Here is a 16,237-nt window from a genome sequence, read left to right as displayed (position 1 = left end):
CTTATTCTTTGTCTAAAAATCGTGCAGAAATGTGACGTGCCCGAAAGATAGTCATTTGTGTTCCGAAAAACTTGAGGCGCCTTTCCAGATCGGGCCCATTGCCATCCGCAACCGCGTCGTGCTTGCGCCGATGTCGGGCGTCAGCGATCTGCCGTTCCGAAGCCTTGCCTGGCGATATGGTGCCGGACTTGTGGTGACCGAGATGGTGGCAAGCCGCGAACTGGTTCATAATGCCGAGGAGTCCTGGGTCCGCCTGAAAGGTGCCGGCCTGAAGCCGCATATGGTGCAGCTTGCTGGCCGTGACCCTCACTGGATGGCTGAAGCCGCAAAAATCGCCGAGGCCAATGGCGCCGATATCATCGATATCAACATGGGCTGCCCTGCCAAGAAGGTGATCGGCGGTTATGCGGGTTCGGCGCTGATGCGCGAGCCGGATCATGCGCTCGCCATCGTCGAAGCCACGGTCAAGGCAGTGAGCGTGCCGGTCACGCTGAAAATGCGGCTCGGCTGGGACGAAAATTCGATCAATGCCCCGGATATCGCCCGGCGCGCCGAGCAGGCCGGCATCCAGGCCGTCACCATCCACGGCCGCACTCGCATGCAGTTTTACGAAGGCCGCGCCGATTGGGATGCGATTGCCGCCGTCCGGCAGGCCGTCACCATCCCGCTGATTGCCAATGGCGATGTCGATAGCCGTCAGGACGCGCTTGATATTCTGGAACGGTCGGGCGCCGATGCCGTCATGGTCGGCCGCGCCTGTCAGGGCCGGCCCTGGCATGCCGGCGTGCTGGCAGGCGGTGCGCCGCCGCCGCCTGATAGGATTGCCGATATCGTTGTCGAGCATTACCGCATGATGCTGGAGCACTATGGTGCGGCGGTCGGCGTTCGCCATGCCCGCAAACATCTCGGCTGGTATCTCGAGCGCTTCGCGGCCGATCTCGATCCGCAGCAGAAGGCCGAGATCATGACCTCGAGGGATGCGGATTTCGTCGAGAAAAGCCTGTATCGCGCCCTTGATGGCCGCGCGGTCGAACAGTGTCAGGAGGCCGCATGAGCGCGGACGGCGTGATCTCGGGAAGCGGCAACGGGCTGGCCATGGCGGTTCTGAACGCCATCCAGAACCCGGTGATACTGGTCGATGCCAACGGCCATATCGCCTTTGCCAATTGGGAGGCGGAGGCCTTTTTCGGAGCCAGCGCCAGCCATCTGGCGCGCTACCGCGTCTCCACCTTCATTCCGTTCGGCAGTCCGCTGCTGGCCTTGATCGACCAGGTGCGCGAGCGCCGCGCCCCGGTCAACGAATACCGGGTGGATCTCAGTTCGCCACGATTGGGGCAGGACAAGCTCGTGGACCTCTATGTCGCCCCCGTGATGAGCGAGCCGGGCGCCGTGGTCGTGGTCTTCCAGGAACGTTCCATGGCCGACAAGATCGACCGGCAACTGACCCATCGCGCCGCCGCCCGCTCGGTAACGGGTCTCGCCTCCATGCTGGCGCATGAAATCAAGAATCCGCTGTCCGGCATCAGGGGCGCTGCGCAATTACTGGAAATGTCCGTGCCGGACGACGATCGGGCGCTGACCCGGCTGATCTGCGACGAGACCGACCGGATTGTCTCGCTGGTCGATCGCATGGAGATCTTTTCCGACGAACGGCCGGTCGATCGCATGTCGATCAACATTCATTCGGTCCTCGACCATGTCAAAGCCATCGCCAAGGCCGGCTTTGCCCGCAATATCAAGATCACCGAGAGCTACGATCCGTCCCTGCCGCCGGTCTATGCCAATCGCGACCAATTGGTGCAGGTCTTCCTCAACCTGATCAAGAATGCCTCGGAAGCGGTCGGCGACAAGCCGGATGGCGAGATCCAACTGACCACAGCCTACCGACCGGGCATCCGCCTGTCGGTTGCCGGATCGCGCGAGAAGATCTCCCTGCCGCTGGAATTCTGCGTGCATGACAATGGTCCCGGCGTGCCCGAGGACCTGCTGCCGCATCTGTTCGATCCGTTCATCACCACCAAGACCAACGGATCCGGGCTTGGCCTGGCGCTGGTCGCCAAGATTATCGGGGGCCATGGCGGTATCGTCGAATGCGACAGCCAGGCCAGCCGCACGACATTTCGGGTTCTCATGCCGGTCTCAAAGGCCGACGTGATTGACGACTTCACCCCTGCGAAATCCACAGGAAAACGCTGATGACTGCCACGATTCTTGTCGCCGATGATGATGCAGCCATTCGTACCGTGCTGAACCAGGCGCTGACCCGGGCCGGATACGATGTTCGCATCACCTCCAATGCCGCTACCCTCTGGCGCTGGATTTCCGCCGGGGAGGGCGATCTCGTGGTGACCGATGTCATCATGCCGGACGAGAACGCCTTCGACCTGCTGCCACGCATCAAGAAGGCGCGGCCCGAACTGCCGGTTCTGGTGATGAGCGCCCAGAACACCTTCATGACGGCGATCAAGGCCTCGGAAAAGGGCGCATACGATTATCTGCCGAAGCCGTTCGACCTGACCGAACTGATCGCCATCATCGGTCGGGCGCTCTCTGAGCCGAAACGAAAGCCGGCGCGGCTCGATGACGACATGCAGGACGGCATGCCGCTGGTCGGTCGCTCCGCTGCCATGCAGGAAATCTACCGCGTTCTAGCCCGGCTGATGCAGACGGATTTGACGCTGATGATCACCGGCGAATCGGGCACCGGCAAGGAACTGGTGGCCCGCGCCCTGCATGACTACGGCAAGCGCCGCAACGGTCCCTTCGTCGCCATCAACATGGCCGCCATTCCGCGCGATCTGATCGAATCGGAACTGTTCGGCCACGAGAAGGGTGCCTTCACCGGCGCGCAGAACCGCTCCACCGGCCGTTTCGAGCAGGCCGAGGGCGGTACGCTGTTTCTCGACGAGATCGGCGACATGCCGATGGATGCTCAGACCCGGTTGCTGCGCGTGCTGCAGCAGGGCGAATACACGACCGTCGGCGGCCGCACCCCGATCCGCACCGACGTGCGCATCGTTGCGGCCACTAACAAGGACCTCAAGCATTCGATCAATCAGGGCCTGTTCCGCGAAGACCTTTATTATCGCCTGAACGTCGTTCCGCTGCGCTTGCCGCCTTTGCGGGATCGCGCCGAGGATATCCCCGACCTCGTCCGCCATTTCATCCAGCAGGGTGAGAAGGAAGGCCTGGATTCCAAGCGTTTCGACACCGAGGCCATTGAGGTCATGAAGTCCTATGCCTGGCCCGGCAACGTGCGCGAACTGGAAAACCTCGTCCGCCGGCTGATGGCGCTTTATCCCCAGGATGTCATGTCCCGGGAGATCATCGAATCGGAATTGCGCTCCGATATCACCGACAGCCCGATCGCCAAGACCGGCAATGGCGGCGGCTCCATGTCGATTGCCCAGGCGGTCGAGGAAAACATGCGCACCTATTTCGCCAGCTTCGGCGATGCCCTGCCGCCGTCCGGCCTTTACGACCGTGTTCTGACCGAAATGGAATACCCGCTGATTCTGGCCGCCCTGACGGCCACACGCGGCAACCAGATCAAGGCGGCCGATCTGCTTGGCCTCAATCGAAATACCTTGCGCAAGAAAATCCGGGAACTCGGCGTTTCGGTCTACAGAAGCTCTCGCGGCGCTTGACAATCGACGGAGCTGCGTTGCAATTTCGCCACATTGCGTTGCTCAATGGCAACGCAGTCGTGATAATCCGTGACCGCACTCGCCTTTGCCCGGTTGTCCGGACGGGAGCGCGCGGGCGGAGATCGCGATAAAGGTCGTGTGCCGGGCTGACCGGCTTTCTGACCATAATGATGTCGGCGATACCCCGGACGATCGTTCGGGGCGGGGAGTGGAATTTTCATGGCGAAGCGCCAGATCGTAAGCAGCGCCGACGAGGAAGCGTTGGCCGTCGCGCAGGATCGCCGGGCATCCTTCGCTTTGCCTGGCCTGCTGCTGGCCGGCGGCGCGCTGCTCTGCGCGATCTTCACACTGCCCGTTCTGCTCGGCCTGACACCCATCGAGCCGACCTCCAAGGTGCTGATCGCCTCGGCCGTCCTCAATGCGCTGTTCGTGGTCGGCCTGATGTTTCTGATCGGCCGCGAGGTCGGGCGCCTATTGAAGGCACGCACCCGCGGACGGGCCGCCGCCCGCCTGCATGTGCGCATCGTCGTGCTGTTTTCCATCGTCGCGATCACGCCTGCCATTCTTGTTGCGATCTTTGCCAGTATCACACTGAATGTCGGGCTCGATCGTTGGTTTTCGCTCCGAACCCAGTCGATCGTCAGTTCGTCGATGAATGTCGCGCAGGCCTATATGCTGGAAAACGCCAGCTATCTGCAGGGCCAGACCATTTCGATGGCCAACGATCTGGAGCGCAACCGGGCGCTCTATTATCTCGATCGCACCGGATTCGTGCAGTTGATGACCCGTCAGGCCAAGGGCCGCGGCCTTCTCGGCGCCTTTCTGGTGCGCCAGGACGGCTCGGCCATGGCGCAAGCCGACATTCCGACCGAAAAGCCGCTGCCCGCCATTCCGACCGACGCGCTTGAAAAGGCTGCAGCCGGCCAGCCGACTCTCATTCCCCCTGGCGTGACCAACCTGGTCGGCGCGATCATCAAGCTGGATTCGATCACCGGCGCCTTCCTCTACACGATCCGCGCCGTCGATCCGAAGGTCATGTCGGCGATGCGCGAGATGGAGGAAAACACCGCCGAGTACCAGTCGATGGAGGCCGGGCGCACGACCCTGCAGATTGCCTTTGCCGTGCTCTATCTCGGCTTTGCGCTGATCGTGCTTCTGGCCGCCATCTGGACGGCGATCGCGGTGGCTGACCGGATCGTCCGGCCGATCCGTCTGTTGATCAGTGCCGCCGACAACGTCGCCTCCGGCAACATGAACGTCATCGTGCCGGTGCGCGTCGCCGATGGCGATGTCGGCAGCCTGTCGCGCACCTTCAACAAGATGATTTCCCAGATCCGCACCCAGCGCGACGAGATCCTGGAGGCCAAGGACGAGGTGGACGACCGGCGCCGCTTCATCGAGGCCGTTCTGTCGGGCGTGACGGCCGCCGTCATCGGCGTCGAGGACGACGGCGTCATCACCATCGTCAATCCTTCGGCGGAACTGTTCCTCGCCCAATGCACCGAGCAGTTGATCGGCGAGAAACTGGAACGCGTGGCGCCGGAGATCAATGCCGTCCTGTCCGAGGCCTCGATCCGCCATCGCGGCAATTTCCGCAAGCAGATCAACCTGATGCGTGGCGGCAAGGAACGGACCTTGAGCGTGCAGGTCACCCGTGAGGAGACCCGTAATTCGGTCGATTCCTACGTGATCACCCTGGATGACATCACCGACCTGGTGATTGCCCAGCGCTCCACCGCCTGGGCCGATGTGGCGCGGCGCATCGCCCACGAAATCAAGAACCCGCTGACCCCGATCCAGCTCTCTGCCGAACGGCTGAAACGCCGCTACGGCAAGCAGATCGACGAGAGCGACCGCGCCGTCTTCGACCAGTGCACCGACACCATCGTCCGGCAGGTCGAGGACATCGGCCGCATGGTCGACGAGTTCTCGTCCTTTGCCCGCATGCCCAAGCCGACCAAGCAGAAGTCCGACCTGCGCGATATTCTGCGCGACGCGGTCTTCCTGCGCGAGATGGGCAATACCGACTGCCAGTTCCTGCGCGAGTTTGGCGACGAGCCGCTGGAGGGCATGTTCGATGCGCGCATGCTGTCGCAGGCCGTCGGCAACCTGATCAAGAACGCCGTCGAGGCGATCGAGGCCGTGCCCGGCGATCAGCCGCGCCAGCAGGGCAAGGTGCTGGTCCGGGCGCAGCGCGACGAGGCGCAGGATCGCTTCGTGGTCGACGTGATCGACAACGGCAAGGGCCTGCCGATCGAGAACCGTCACCGCATTCTCGAGCCCTATATGACGATGCGCGACAAGGGCACCGGGCTTGGCCTGGCCATCGTCAAGAAGATTATTGAAGAGCATGGCGGACAGCTCGAACTGCATGATGCACCGGCGGAATTCGATCATGGCCGAGGTGCGATGATCCGCATCATCCTGCCGCGCCAGCCCGTGCAGTCGGCCGCCGATACTGACATTGACAAGGAAGCAGCATATGGCCTCTGATATTCTCGTAGTGGATGACGAGGAAGATATTCGCGAAATCGTCTCGGGCATCCTGAGCGACGAGGGCCATGAAACCCGCACGGCGCATGATGCTGACAGTGCGCTCGCGGCCATTTCCGACCGCGTGCCGCGGCTGATCTTTCTCGACATCTGGATGCAGGGCAGCCGGCTCGACGGTCTGTCGCTGCTCGATGAAATCAAGACGCGTCACCCCGACTTGCCTGTCGTGATGATCTCCGGCCACGGCAATGTCGAGACCGCGGTGTCGGCCATCAAGCGCGGCGCCTTCGATTTCATCGAGAAGCCGTTCAAGACCGATCGACTGATCCTGATCGCCGAGCGGGCGCTTGAAAATTCCAAGTTGAAGCGCGAGGTCTCGGACCTGAAGCGCCGCACCGGCGATGCCGTCGAGTTGATCGGCACGTCTGTTGCCGTGTCGCAATTGCGCCAGACGATCGAGAAGGTCGCTCCGACCAACAGCCGCATCATGATCGTCGGCCCGTCCGGTGCCGGCAAGGAACTGGTCGCCCGCATGATCCACAAGCGGTCGGCGCGCGCCGGCGGTCCGTTCGTCACGCTCAATGCCGCGGCGATCACGCCGGACCGCATGGAGGTGGCTCTGTTCGGCACCGAGGGCGCACCGGGCCAGGCACGCCGCATCGGCGCCCTGGAGGAAGCCCATCGCGGCATTCTCTATCTCGACGAAATCGGCGAAATGCCGCGGGAGACCCAGAACAAGATTCTCCGCGTGCTGGTCGACCAGCAATTCGAGCGCGTCGGCGGATCGAAGCGCGTCAAGGTCGATGTGCGCATCATCTCGTCCAGCGCCTATAATCTGGAAGGCCTGATCGCCGAGGCGCGGTTCCGCGAGGATCTGTTCCATCGCTTGGCCGTGGTGCCCGTGAGGGTGCCGGCGCTGGCCGAGCGCCGCGAGGATATTCCCTTCCTGGTCGACATGTTCGTCCGCCAGATCTCCGAGCAGGCCGGCATTCGCCAGCGCAAGATTGGCGAGGACGCCATGGCCGTGCTGCAGGCCCATGATTGGCCGGGCAATATCCGCCAGCTGCGCAACAATATCGAGCGGCTGATGATTCTCGCCCAGAGCGACAGCCCGGAAGCGCCGATCACCGCCGACATGCTGCCGACCGATCTCGGCGACATGCTGCCGAAAATGTCCGGCAAGAGCGACTATCACATCATGACGCTGCCGCTGCGCGAGGCCCGCGAAATGTTCGAGCGCGACTATCTGATTGCCCAGATCAACCGCTTCGGCGGCAATATCTCGCGCACGGCGGAATTCGTCGGCATGGAGCGCTCAGCCTTGCATCGCAAACTGAAATCGCTTGGCGTATAGAATGTCCCGCAGCAGGCGAGCAGCGGCGGCGCCGATGCCGGTCATCTCGATGAAAGAAACGTCATGAAAGTCATCATTTGCGGTGCGGGGCAGGTCGGTTACGGCATTGCCGAGCGTCTGTCCCAGGAGGACAATGACGTCTCCGTTATCGATACCTCGGCCTCTCTCGTCGCTCATATCACCCAGACGCTCGATGTGCGCGGCTATGTCGGCCACGGCGCCCATCCCGATGTGCTGGCAAAGGCCGGTGCCGACCAGGCCGACATGATCATCGCCGTCACCCTCTACGACGAGATCAACATGGTGGCCTGCCAGGTCGCCCATTCCCTGTTCAACGTGCCGACCAAGATTGCCCGTATCCGCGCCCAGAACTATCTGCGGCCGGAATATTCCGACCTGTTTTCCCGCGACCATATGCCGATCGACGTGACCATTTCGCCGGAGATCGAGGTCGGCAAGATGGTGCTGCGGCGCATTTCCTTTCCCGGTGCCACCGACGTGGCCCGCTTTGCCGAAGACAATATCGCCATGGTGGCGATCGAGTGCATGGAGGAATGCCCTGTCGTCAACACGCCGCTGCAGCAGTTGAGCCAGCTGTTTCCCGACCTGATGGCAACGGTTGTCGGTATCTATCGCAACGGACAGCTGATCGTGGCGCGCTCCACCGATCAGCTGCTGGTCGGCGATCTCGCCTATGTGATCTGCGAGCGCGGCCACACAAGGCGTACCCTCGGCCTGTTCGGCCATGAGGAACAGGAAGCCGGCCGCATCGTCATCGCCGGCGGCGGCAATATCGGTTATTACGTGGCCCGCACCATCGAGGACCTTCAGCCGAAAACCAAGGTGAAGATCATCGAGAGCGACCGCGACCGTGCCGTCGTGGTTTCCGACCAGTTGCGCCATACCATCGTGCTGCATGGCTCGGCGCTCGACCAGAACGTCCTGTCGCAGGCCGATATCCAGGATGCCGACCTGGTCGTCACCCTGACCAACAGCGACCAGACCAATATGCTGTGCGCTGCCATGGCCAAGCGGCTCGGCTGCCGCTCCGGCATGGTGCTGATCAACAACCCGTCCTTCCAGGAACTGACCACGTCGCTGGGCATCGATGCCTATATCAACCCGCGCGCCGTCACCATCTCGCGCGTGCTGCAGCATGTGCGCAAGGGCCGCATTCGCTCGGTCTATGCCGTCCAGAAGGGTGCTGCCGAAGTGATCGAGGCGGAGGCGCTGGAGACCTCGCCGCTGGTCGGCCGGCCGTTTCGCGATCTCGAACTACCGGCCGGTATCCGCATCGGCGCGCTTTATCGCGATCGCCGCGTCATCCGGCCGGATGGCGATACGAAGATCAAGGCGAAGGACCGCGTGGTGCTGTTTGCCACCGCCGGGGCAGTGCGCGTGGTGGAGCAGATGTTCCGGGTTTCGATTCAATATTTCTAGCCGAAGAGCGCATCGCCTTGTGCTTGGCGCGACGCGGTGCGGAAGGCCCCTGATGGCGTCATAACGGCCACCCAGGCCTGGTTTCGCCGAAAATTCCCCGCGCCTTTTTCGACATTGCGGAAAAGACTGCGATTTGATACCAACTTGTCGTTACGGGGCATTTTGGGGCCACAGTGATCCAAAAAGACTTGATACGATAATTCACCGGTCGAAGGGCCGGCAAGAAAGAAAGAAGCGGCGCGATGGCGGAACGTTCTCAGAATTTGCAGGATCTATTTCTCAATACGGTTCGCAAACAAAAGATTTCATTGACAATTTTCCTGATTAACGGCGTCAAGCTGACCGGCGTCGTGACATCTTTCGACAATTTCTGCGTTCTGCTGCGCCGCGACGGCCATTCGCAGCTGGTTTACAAGCACGCGATCTCGACGATCATGCCGGGCCAGCCGATGCAGATGTTTGAAAGCGAAGAAGCCGCTTCGTAACGGGAATCAAGGCTATCGCCACCAGAGACACAACTAGCGATTCGATTATTCCGGAGCTCGAAAAGCACCGCGACGACATGCGCGCCGTGGTCATCGTACCGGTCTTGAAGCAATCGCGATCCGCCGCCCAGAGCCAGTCCGATGCACCGCCGGCGCCGACGCGCTCCAGCGAGGCGCGGCTTGAGGAGGCCATGGGTTTGGCCCGCGCCATCGACCTGGTCGTGGTGCAGGGCCTTGTCGTGCCGGTCAGCCAGCCACGTCCGGGTACGCTGCTTGGCAGCGGCAAGATTGCCGAGATCAAGGCGCTGCTCGATGAGCACGATGCCGGCCTGATCATCGTCGATCATCCCTTGACGCCCGTGCAGCAGCGCAATCTGGAAAAGGAATGGAACGCCAAGGTCATCGACCGCACCGGCCTCATTCTGGAAATCTTCGGCCGCCGCGCCTCCACCAAGGAAGGCACGCTGCAGGTCGATCTGGCCCATCTGAACTATCAGAAGGGCCGTCTGGTCCGCAGCTGGACCCACCTTGAACGCCAGCGCGGCGGTGCCGGCTTCATGGGTGGCCCGGGTGAAACCCAGATCGAGGCCGACCGGCGCATGCTGCAGGACAAGATCATCAAGCTCGAAAAGGAGCTCGAGCAGGTGGTGCGCACCCGGCAATTGCACCGCGCCAAGCGCCGCAAGGTGCCGCATCCGATCGTTGCCCTGGTCGGCTATACCAATGCCGGCAAATCGACGCTGTTCAACCGCATCACCGGCGCCGGCGTGCTGGCCGAGGACATGCTGTTTGCCACGCTCGACCCGACGCTGCGCCGCATGAAGCTGCCCCATGGCCGCACCGTCATCATGTCGGACACCGTCGGCTTCATTTCCGATCTGCCGACCCATCTGGTCGCCGCCTTCCGCGCCACGCTGGAAGAGGTGCTGGAAGCCGATCTGGTGCTGCATGTGCGCGACATGGCCGATCCGGACAACGCAGCGCAGGCCGGCGATGTCATGCGCATTCTCGGCGATCTCGGCATCGACGATAAAGAAGCCGGCGAGCGCATCATCGAGGTCTGGAACAAGATCGACCGGCTCGATCCGGAGATGCACGATGCGCTGCTGCAGAAGGCGGCCACCCGCGACAACGTCATCCCGGTCTCCGCCGTCAGCGGCGAGGGCGTCGACACATTGCTCGACGTGATCTCGCAGCGCCTGTCGGGCGTGCTGACGGAGGCGACGATCTCCATTCCCGCCGACAAGCAGGCGCTGATTTCCTGGGCCTATGAAAATGCCGTGGTCGACGGCCGCGAAGACCACGAAGACGGTTCCGTCAGCCTCGACCTGCGCCTGACCGCCCGCCAGGCGGACGAGCTTGAGCGAAAGCTCGGCACGGGGCAGAAGTCTGATCGCGAAGAGTGGGAGCGGTAGGTTTTTCTGCTGCTGACAAAACCGGGCTTGGTATCTGATGGCGGATGGTGATCTTCAGCAGTTCAAGGAAATCCGGTTCCGCTATTCCTCCAAAGCGGCCTATCTGGTGGCGATAGTGGTGGCGATTGTCGTGTGCCAAGCGTCGCTCGGATTGCTCGAACTCGTGACGGGCGACGATGTTTCGCCTTCGGCCCGTGTTCTCGTACAGATCAGTCTTCTCGTGCCGCTCGTTTCGTTAGCCCCTTGGCTGTCGCGCAGCCACCCCATGAAGCGCACGCAATTGGTGATATCCCCTGAAGGGATATTGCGCCCACTGCGGGCCGACGACAGGCCTCTGCCCTGGCCGTGGGTCGCGCGCATCATCCTCGAAACCCCTGGTCCCCGTAGTTTGACGAGACGTGTCTTTGTCGTGTTTCGCGACGATCTCGACGATGAGGATCGCTCCAAGGTCGTCAAAATGAACAACGGGTCTGGCACGATCATGTCCGTCGATATGAGGCTTTTGGTCGACGAAGATACCGGCGCGACGTTGAGCAATGCCGCCTTGCTGGATCTAATGAACGCATACTGCCGCCGGTTCAGCCCTTCGCCGGCGCCCGAGGAGCCAGAGGATGCAAAGGCATACTCATCCGCGGCGTGGACAGGACTCGACTAGCGGCTGAACGGTCCCGCGGCCGCTCCAGACGCCTAATCCGCACGAGGTTCCCCTTTCTTCGCCGCCTGCCAGAGCGCCTTCGCCCGCTCTAGCTTCGCAACTTGCGGGGTCTCACTATTTGCTTCAAGAGTCCGCTCTCTGTCCGGACGGCTTTCGGCCAGCGCCTGACGAAGCTCGCCGATTTCCTCTTCCACCTTGTCGAGGATCGGAGCTGCCTCCGACCAGGCGAAGCCACCCTGGCGTCCAGTCAATGCGCTGCAGGCGGAATGGAGTGGCCCGGAGCATCGGATAGTGTCTTGCGGACGGCGGCGAAATACACTCTAAAAGAACAACGGAGCAAACTCGGGGGAGTTTCCAGTTGTCGACAAAGTTATTCTCTGAAATTCTGATTTCGTGTCTCCCCACCCACAGACTCCGGCAAGGCGCTCGAAAAAGACTTCTGTCCACCCGCAGGGCCACCGTCAATGACATGTCATTCGAGGTGGAGCCAAGTGAATTTTGGTATAAATTCAACAAGGGCACGTGGGAGCCGGAAGCCTTTGATTTCTATAAAAAATATGTTTCGCCCGTCAAGGACGTCATCGACATGGGCGGCTGGATCGGTCCCACCATGTTGTTTGCCTACGCCTTCAACGCGCGCAGGATCAGCGTGATAGAGGCGGATCCGGCCAATTTTCAAGTGTTGAAAAATAACGTCAGGAAGAACTTCCTCGAAGACCGCGTGCTTCTCTACAATCTATGCCTCTCCGAACGTTCCGGCGATATCGTCAGCTTTGGAGCGGCATCGAAGAAGAAGGGGTCGTCGACCAAGCACATCGGCGGCGGGCAGACCAAGGTCAGGACCACGTCGATGATGGAATTCATTCGGTCCCAGGATCTGAATGAGGTCAGCATCATCAAGATCGACATTGAGGGCGCCGAGCAGGATGTCGTGGACAGCCTCGATTTCATAGCAGGCTTCAAGGACATTGCCGTGCTGTTTTCCATCCACGTGCCTCTCTGGCGGGACGCGAAGAAGACGACCATGGCTATCCTGGAGAGCCTTCAAAAATTTGACGTATGCACGGATAGCGATCAGCCGATGTCCAGAGAGGACACGCGCAAGAGGCTGGAAAAGGGCGGGTATTTTTGCCTGATCCTCAAAACGAAGGTAACAGAATCAAACGCGTTGCCCGTTTGACCACCGGCGGTGATGGTCGTTTGTTCGGCCGTCCATCCGTGACCAACTCAACTGGGCTGCTTCGCCGCCTGCCACAACTCTTCCATGCGCTCCAGGCTTGCCTCTTCCAGCGTCTCACCTGATGCTTTAAGATTTTCCTCTATAAACCTGAAACGACGCCGGAATTTTGTATTCGTACCGCGCAGCGCCTGTTCCGGTTCAGCGTCCACATGCCGACCGATATTGACCAGCGCGAAGATCAGGTCGCCCAGCTCATCCTTGACCTTGTCGGGATGCCCCTCGGCCAGCGCCTCGCGCAGCTCGCCGATTTCCTCCTCGATCTTGTCGAGGATCGGAGCTGCCTCCGACCAGTCGAAGCCGACCTTGGCAGCCTGCTCCTGGAGTTTGAGGGCTTCGGTCAGGGCCGGGAAGCTGCGCTGGACCGAGCCGAGGAATCCGGCCTTCGGATCGTCGGGCGCGGGCTTTCCGGAAGCCCTGGCGCGGGCCGCGTGGCGTTCGGCGCGTTCCTGCTTCTCCTCCCGTTTGATCTCGTCCCACTGCAGCTTCACCGCTTGCGGCGTGTCGGCATCCGAGACCGCAAAGACATGCGGATGGCGGCGGATCATCTTCCTGGTGATCGCCTCGACCACGTCGCCGAAAGAGAACAGCCCGGCTTCCTCGGCGATGCGGGCATGAAACACCACCTGCAGCAGCAGGTCGCCCAACTCGTCGCAGAGATCGTCGGGATCGTTGCGCTCGATCGCGTCCGCCACCTCATAGGCCTCCTCGATCGTATAGGGCTTGATCGTCTCGAATGTCTGGACCAGGTCCCAGGGGCAGCCGGTCTCGGGCTGGCGAAGGGCTGCCATGATCTCGATCAGCCGTGAAATATCCTGGGATGCGTCCATGGTCTTTTGCTCCGATGCCTTGCGGCCGGCCTCTTAGTTCAGGGGCCAGTCTTTTAGTTCAGGGGAATGTGGTTGTCGGCCTTGGTCGATTGGTAGCGCTCCGAGAGCTCGGCATAGGTCTGCCGGATGCGGCGCGACTGCTCCGACAGCGTTTCGCGCAGCGGCGCTTCCTCAACGGCGACCAGATCCGCCATGGCATGGCAATGCCAGAAGGCATTCTGCCTGCGATAGCCGCCGGGCTCCAGGCCGAAAACCTCTTTCAGGATCTTCAGGTCATGCGGGATGGCAAAGGCGTCGCGGCTGTCTTCATGGCTGAAAAAATAATAGAAATTGTCGAATCCGGCCCAGGTGATCGCCGACATGCACATGGTGCAGGGCTCATGGGTCGACAGGAAGATCAGGTCCTTTGTGTCGGGCCGCTCGCCCAGTTCGTAGAAGCGTTTCAGCGTGTGCACCTCGCCATGCCAGAGCGGATTTTCCAGCTCGTTGTTGGTCTCGGCCAGCACCAGCGACAGATCGGATTTCCTGAGGATCGCCGCGCCGAAAACCTTGTTGCCGGCCTCCACCCCCTTGGCCGTCAGCGGCAGGATATCGTGTTCGATGACATCGAGCAGGCGACGGGCGAGGGCCGTTTGGGTCAAGGTAATTGTCCTTTTTCAAGATGTGCGGCGATCCTATGCGCATCTCTCGCCATGCGAAAACCGAAAAGTGAACATTGCACGGATTTTTCCCCGATACAGGGAGCGTCGTCACGGGCCGGATTTTCGCAAGTTTCGCGCATCGGTGATATTTGCTCAGCATCCGCGAATGCGGAGCAAAGAAATATCCCGCGGTAGAGGTGGGGGAATTTCTGTTTCTTCAATTTATCCCAAGAATTAGCCATTATCCTGCCAATCGCTAAAGGATTGAGCCCGTGTCCGCATCCGATCATCAGCTTGCCGTGTTCCCGGCCTTCTTCCGCATCGCCGGCCAGGTGGCGGCGGTGTTCGGCGATGGCGACGAGGCCTATGCCAAGGCGCGGCTGCTGCGCAATACCTCGGCACGCATCGTCGCCTTCACGCAAAATCCGATCGCCTCCTACGCGGCCCTTCTGACACGCCACGACATCGAGATCGACAACCGCGACTTTTCACCCGAACAGGTGCAGGGCGCCAGCTTGGTATTTGCCGCGACCGGCGATGCTGAGGCCGATCGCGAGATCGTTTTGGCAGCCCGCTCTGAGCGCATTCCGGCCAATGCCGTCGACCAGCCGGATTATTGCGATTTCTACACGCCCGCACTGGTCAATCGCGCCCCGATCGCCATTGCCATCGGCACCGAAGGTGCGGGACCGGTTCTGGCGCAGATGATCCGTGCCGAGATCGATCGTCGCCTGCCGCGCTCGCTCGGTCGCCTCGGCCGGTTGGCGGAAGACTATCGCTCCGCCGTCGACCGCCTCATCCCCCGTGGCGTCGGCCGCCGTCTGTTCTGGCGCTCGTTCTTCAAGGGCGATATTGCCGATGCCGTCGAAAAAGGCGACATCGCGGAAGCCCGTCGTGGCGCCACCATGCTGATGCTGGCCGGCGCGCGTCGGCCGATCGGCCGGGTCTTCCTGGTCGGCGCCGGACCGGGTGCCGAAGACCTGCTGACGCTGCGCGCCCATCGCCTGCTGATGGAGGCCGATGTCATCGTCTATGACGCGCTGGTGCCGCAGGCCGTCGTTGACATGGGCCGCCGCGATGCGACCCGCATTCCGGTTGGCAAGCGCAAGGGCTGCCATTCGAAATCGCAGGATGAGATCAACGATCTGCTCGTTGAACTCGGCCGCGAAGGCAAGCGCGTCGTGCGGCTGAAGTCAGGTGATCCGCTGGTCTTCGGCCGGGCGGCGGAAGAAATGACGGCATTGCGCGATGCCGAGATCCCTTACGAGATCGTGCCGGGCATCACCTCGGCGCTGGCTGCCGCTGCGGATTTCGAACTGCCGCTGACCCTGCGCGGTGTTGCCTCCTCGCTGGTCTTCACCACGGGCCATGATCTGACCGGCGACATTCTTCCAGATTGGGCCAGCCTTGCTCTTTCGGGCGCAACGGTTGCCGTCTATATGGGCCGCACCGTTGCGGCCTCGGTCGCCGAGCGGCTGATGGCGGCAGGTCTTGCCGAAGACACCACGGTGGCGATCGTCGAGAATGCCGGCCGGCAGGACAAGCGCCTGCTGCATGGTACGTTGAAGGAACTGCCGGGTCTTGAAGCCCGGGTTGAACTGACCGGCCCGGTCATGGTGATTATCGGCGATGCGGTGGCAGGTGCCGATTTCAGCCGCTCGCAGCCGTTGAATGGCGCCGCGTCAAACGCGCCTGTAGTGTTGAGGAATTATTGAAGATGGCAGAGAAAGTCCTGACCGCAAATCGCCTGACCGACGGTATCGCCGTCTGGCTCGATGCCGCTGGCCAGTGGAATGAGAAGCTGCAGGATGCCCTGGTCGCCCGCCATCCGGAAGCCGTGGCGGCCCTTGAGGCAACCGGCAAGCAGGCGCTGGCCGACAATCTCGTCGTCGACGTCAATGTCATCGATGTGGAAGAACGCAATGGCCGTCTGCATCCGCTGCGGCTGCGGGAACGCATTCGCGCCGAAGGGCCGACCATGGCCTATGCCGAGGGACACGGCTTTGCCGATCCCGACTTTATCGCTGCCTGAGGAACATC

14 protein-coding genes are annotated in these 16,237 nt (G+C 61.7%); 12 read left to right on the top strand and 2 right to left on the bottom strand.

Going from position 1 to position 16,237, the window contains the following annotated elements; all coding sequences use genetic code 11:
- The first annotated feature begins 31 nt into the window (after window positions 1-31).
- From dusB to HFC70_RS15400, 10 genes are all read left to right on the top strand, one after another.
- On the top strand, window positions 32-1,054 hold the full coding sequence (gene dusB / locus HFC70_RS15445) for a tRNA dihydrouridine synthase DusB (RefSeq protein ID WP_168474159.1): 1,023 nt from the start codon (window positions 32-34) through the stop codon (window positions 1,052-1,054).
- A complete protein-coding gene (locus HFC70_RS15440; protein WP_210259282.1) occupies window positions 1,051-2,196 on the top strand; it encodes a nitrogen regulation protein NR(II) in 1,146 nt (381 codons plus the stop codon). The genes dusB and HFC70_RS15440 overlap by 4 nt, the downstream gene beginning before the upstream one ends.
- Window positions 2,196-3,647: a nitrogen regulation protein NR(I) gene (ntrC, locus tag HFC70_RS15435; RefSeq protein ID WP_168474158.1), complete on the top strand. Its 1,452-nt coding sequence runs from the start codon at window positions 2,196-2,198 to the stop codon at window positions 3,645-3,647. Before HFC70_RS15440 ends, ntrC begins: the two co-directional genes overlap by 1 nt.
- A gap of 219 nt (window positions 3,648-3,866) precedes the next feature.
- Entirely contained in the window at window positions 3,867-6,140 is a 2,274-nt protein-coding gene (locus HFC70_RS15430) for a PAS domain-containing sensor histidine kinase (RefSeq protein ID WP_168474157.1), read from the top strand.
- Window positions 6,130-7,494 (top strand): sigma-54 dependent transcriptional regulator, encoded by a 1,365-nt coding sequence (locus HFC70_RS15425; RefSeq protein WP_168474156.1) that lies wholly within the window; start codon window positions 6,130-6,132, stop codon window positions 7,492-7,494. Before HFC70_RS15430 ends, HFC70_RS15425 begins: the two co-directional genes overlap by 11 nt.
- A 63-nt stretch (window positions 7,495-7,557) precedes the next feature.
- A complete protein-coding gene (gene trkA / locus HFC70_RS15420) occupies window positions 7,558-8,934 on the top strand; it encodes a Trk system potassium transporter TrkA (protein ID WP_168474155.1) in 1,377 nt (458 codons plus the stop codon).
- A 242-nt stretch (window positions 8,935-9,176) separates the two neighbouring features.
- Window positions 9,177-9,419 carry an RNA chaperone Hfq gene (hfq, locus tag HFC70_RS15415; protein WP_003539403.1) on the top strand — a complete coding sequence of 81 codons (243 nt, stop codon included), beginning with the start codon at window positions 9,177-9,179 and terminating at the stop codon, window positions 9,417-9,419.
- A gap of 77 nt (window positions 9,420-9,496) precedes the next feature.
- The gene (gene hflX / locus HFC70_RS15410; protein WP_168474154.1) at window positions 9,497-10,834 is read left to right on the top strand and encodes a GTPase HflX; all 1,338 of its coding nucleotides are present in this window, start codon (window positions 9,497-9,499) and stop codon (window positions 10,832-10,834) included.
- A gap of 37 nt (window positions 10,835-10,871) precedes the next feature.
- Window positions 10,872-11,489, top strand: a complete 618-nt coding sequence (locus HFC70_RS15405) for a hypothetical protein (protein ID WP_168474153.1) — start codon at window positions 10,872-10,874, stop codon at window positions 11,487-11,489.
- 469 nt (window positions 11,490-11,958) lie between these two features.
- Window positions 11,959-12,669 carry an FkbM family methyltransferase gene (locus tag HFC70_RS15400; RefSeq protein ID WP_168474152.1) on the top strand — a complete coding sequence of 237 codons (711 nt, stop codon included), beginning with the start codon at window positions 11,959-11,961 and terminating at the stop codon, window positions 12,667-12,669.
- 47 nt (window positions 12,670-12,716) lie between these two features.
- Here the strand turns inward: HFC70_RS15400 and mazG are convergent, their stop codons facing one another.
- Window positions 12,717-13,556 (bottom strand): nucleoside triphosphate pyrophosphohydrolase, encoded by an 840-nt coding sequence (gene mazG, locus HFC70_RS15395; RefSeq protein WP_168474151.1) that lies wholly within the window; start codon window positions 13,554-13,556, stop codon window positions 12,717-12,719.
- Between the two features lie 53 nt (window positions 13,557-13,609).
- Window positions 13,610-14,197, bottom strand: a complete 588-nt coding sequence (locus tag HFC70_RS15390; protein ID WP_168474150.1) for a deaminase — start codon at window positions 14,195-14,197, stop codon at window positions 13,610-13,612.
- A 272-nt stretch (window positions 14,198-14,469) separates the two neighbouring features.
- Between HFC70_RS15390 and cysG the strand changes: the two genes are divergently transcribed.
- Together cysG and HFC70_RS15380 are read left to right on the top strand one after the other, a co-directional pair.
- Window positions 14,470-15,912 (top strand): siroheme synthase CysG, encoded by a 1,443-nt coding sequence (cysG, locus tag HFC70_RS15385; RefSeq protein ID WP_168474149.1) that lies wholly within the window; start codon window positions 14,470-14,472, stop codon window positions 15,910-15,912.
- Window positions 15,913-15,914: 2 nt separating this feature from the next.
- Window positions 15,915-16,229: a DUF2849 domain-containing protein gene (locus tag HFC70_RS15380; RefSeq protein ID WP_168474147.1), complete on the top strand. Its 315-nt coding sequence runs from the start codon at window positions 15,915-15,917 to the stop codon at window positions 16,227-16,229.
- Window positions 16,230-16,237 lie beyond the last annotated feature (8 nt).

The sequence above is a fragment of the Agrobacterium sp. a22-2 genome, from assembly GCF_012276985.1.
GTDB lineage: Bacteria > Pseudomonadota > Alphaproteobacteria > Rhizobiales > Rhizobiaceae > Allorhizobium.
This window is presented reverse-complemented; position numbering and strand designations above follow the sequence as displayed.

Excerpts from the sequence above, each read along its gene's own strand:
- hflX (WP_168474154.1), top strand. The coding sequence starts at position 9,497 with ATGCGCGCCGTGGTCATCGTACCGGTCTTGAAGCAATCGCGATCCGCC.
- HFC70_RS15425 (WP_168474156.1), top strand. The coding sequence starts at position 6,130 with ATGGCCTCTGATATTCTCGTAGTGGATGACGAGGAAGATATTCGCGAA.
- hfq (WP_003539403.1), top strand. The coding sequence starts at position 9,177 with ATGGCGGAACGTTCTCAGAATTTGCAGGATCTATTTCTCAATACGGTT.
- HFC70_RS15440 (WP_210259282.1), top strand. The coding sequence starts at position 1,051 with ATGAGCGCGGACGGCGTGATCTCGGGAAGCGGCAACGGGCTGGCCATG.
- mazG (WP_168474151.1), bottom strand. The coding sequence starts at position 13,556 with ATGGACGCATCCCAGGATATTTCACGGCTGATCGAGATCATGGCAGCC.
- HFC70_RS15400 (WP_168474152.1), top strand. The coding sequence starts at position 11,959 with ATGTCATTCGAGGTGGAGCCAAGTGAATTTTGGTATAAATTCAACAAG.
- HFC70_RS15405 (WP_168474153.1), top strand. The coding sequence starts at position 10,872 with ATGGCGGATGGTGATCTTCAGCAGTTCAAGGAAATCCGGTTCCGCTAT.
- HFC70_RS15430 (WP_168474157.1), top strand. The coding sequence starts at position 3,867 with ATGGCGAAGCGCCAGATCGTAAGCAGCGCCGACGAGGAAGCGTTGGCC.
- HFC70_RS15380 (WP_168474147.1), top strand. The coding sequence starts at position 15,915 with ATGGCAGAGAAAGTCCTGACCGCAAATCGCCTGACCGACGGTATCGCC.
- trkA (WP_168474155.1), top strand. The coding sequence starts at position 7,558 with ATGAAAGTCATCATTTGCGGTGCGGGGCAGGTCGGTTACGGCATTGCC.
- ntrC (WP_168474158.1), top strand. The coding sequence starts at position 2,196 with ATGACTGCCACGATTCTTGTCGCCGATGATGATGCAGCCATTCGTACC.